The 1,783-nt window shown below is 61.4% G+C and carries 3 protein-coding genes; all 3 read left to right on the top strand.

What is annotated here, in order from left to right:
* Positions 1 to 712: ABC transporter permease (locus tag VIW95_RS11655; protein WP_331586624.1), on the top strand; the 712-nt coding region annotated here is incomplete at its 5' end.
* A gap of 13 nt (positions 713 to 725) precedes the next feature.
* A complete protein-coding gene (locus VIW95_RS11650; RefSeq protein ID WP_331586622.1) occupies positions 726 to 1,547 on the top strand; it encodes an ABC transporter ATP-binding protein in 822 nt (273 codons plus the stop codon).
* A partial coding sequence (locus tag VIW95_RS11645; protein ID WP_331586620.1) for an MlaD family protein occupies positions 1,540 to 1,783 on the top strand: 244 nt, incomplete at its 3' end. The genes VIW95_RS11650 and VIW95_RS11645, both read left to right, overlap by 8 nt.

Below are 1,783 nucleotides of genomic sequence, written 5' to 3'. Positions count from 1 at the left end.
GATCCTTGCGTTCGGCCGCATGATGCGCGGGCAGGCTCGCTTTCGCAGATCGGACCTGATGCTCGCAATTCAGCAGTGCGGCGCGGACGCGCTCGGAATCGTAGCGCTAATCAGCTACCTGGTCGGAATCATCCTGGCGTTCATGGGCGCGATCCAACTCAGTCAGTTCGGCGCTCAAATCTACGTCGCTGACCTGGTCGGAATCGGCGTCACCCGTGAGATGGGTGCGATGATGACCGCGATCATCATGGCAGGCCGCACCGGCGCAGCGTTCGCGGCCGCGCTGGGCACGATGAAGGTAACCGAGGAAATCGACGCGCTCTCGACGATGGGAATTTCGCCGCTCGAGTTTCTAGTGCTGCCACGCATGATCGCGCTGATATTAATGATGCCGCTGCTCTGCCTCTACTCGGATCTGATCGCCATCTTCGGCGGCGCAACGATCGGATCGCTGATGCTCGGCATTTCGCTGACCGTCTACTTGCACGAGACCGCACGGTCGATAACCGCGGGTTACATAATTGGCGGACTGGTGAAGGCCACCGTCTATGGCGCGCTGGTGGCTCTGTCCGGATGCATGCGCGGATTTCAATGTGGCAGCAGTTCATCGGCGGTCGGCGAGGCGACCACATCGGCGGTAGCGACCGGAATCGTGCTGATCGTCGTTGCATGCGGCATCTTCGCGTTCGTCTACCACGCGCTGGGCATATGAACCCGGGTAGCGGATGACGAAATCGAGCGAAGCAGGCGCGAGACCCGCGCGCGCCGGCGCCTTCGAGGCGCGAATCGAAGTGCGCGATCTCACGATGGCGTTCGGCGACTTCGTAGTGATGCGCGACCTGAACTTCATCGTGCGCCGCGGCGATATCCTCGTGGTGATGGGTGGAAGCGGATGTGGCAAGTCCACTCTGCTGCGTCACATGATCGGACTGCTCGAGCCCGCACGCGGCGAGATCCTGTACGAAGGAAAAAGCTTCACCCGCGCATCAACCGAGGAACGCCAGCATATGCTGCGGCGCTTCGGCGTAACCTATCAGTCCGGCGCGCTGTGGAGTTCGATGACGCTCGCGGAGAATGTCGCATTGCCGCTCGCCGAGTTCACTGATCTGAGCGAATGGGAAATTCGAGCAATCGCGAGGCTCAAACTGTCATTGGTCGGACTCAAAGGTTTCGAAGACTATTATCCGAGCCAGATCAGTGGCGGTATGCAGAAGCGTGCGGCGCTGGCACGGGCGATGGCGCTGGATCCGGACGTGCTCTTCTTTGACGAGCCGTCCGCGGGACTTGATCCGATAAGCACCCGGCTCCTCAACGAGCTGATCATCGAGCTCCGGGACAGTCTGGGCGCGACGATTATGGTCGTCACGCACGACCTCGCGAGCATCTTCATGATCGCAAACAACTCCGTGTTTCTCGACGGGATATCGCGCCGGATGATCGCGCAAGGCGATCCGCGCGAACTGCGCGACCATTGCGATATTCCCGCCGTGCAAAAGTTTCTTCGCCCTGACTTCGAAAGTCGCGCAGAGGCGCAGACCGATGGGTAGACGCGTGAGTCCGGCGCTGGTCGGAGCGTTCGCGGTTGGCGCGGTCGCGATAATTGTCATCGCGATCGTCGCGCTTGGTTCGGGCCGCCTGTTCCGCAAGACTCGCGAGTACGTGATGTACTTTTCGGGCAGCGTGAACGGTCTGCTGGTCGGCGCGTCCGTGAAGATGGAAGGCGTGCCGGTCGGCGCGGTCAAGGAAATTCGGCTCGGCTTCAATCCGCGCGGCGAGCCGGTCG

Source organism: Binatus sp. (SeqCode) (assembly GCF_036522015.1).
In the GTDB taxonomy this organism is placed as follows: Bacteria; Desulfobacterota; Binatia; order Binatales; family Binataceae; genus Binatus.
The sequence above is the reverse complement of the archived record's forward strand: the minus strand, read 5'-3'. Positions and strand labels throughout refer to the sequence as shown.

What these genes read in the sequence shown, in the direction of transcription:
- VIW95_RS11650 (WP_331586622.1), top strand. Translation starts at nt 726, where the DNA reads ATGACGAAATCGAGCGAAGCAGGCGCGAGACCCGCGCGCGCCGGCGCC.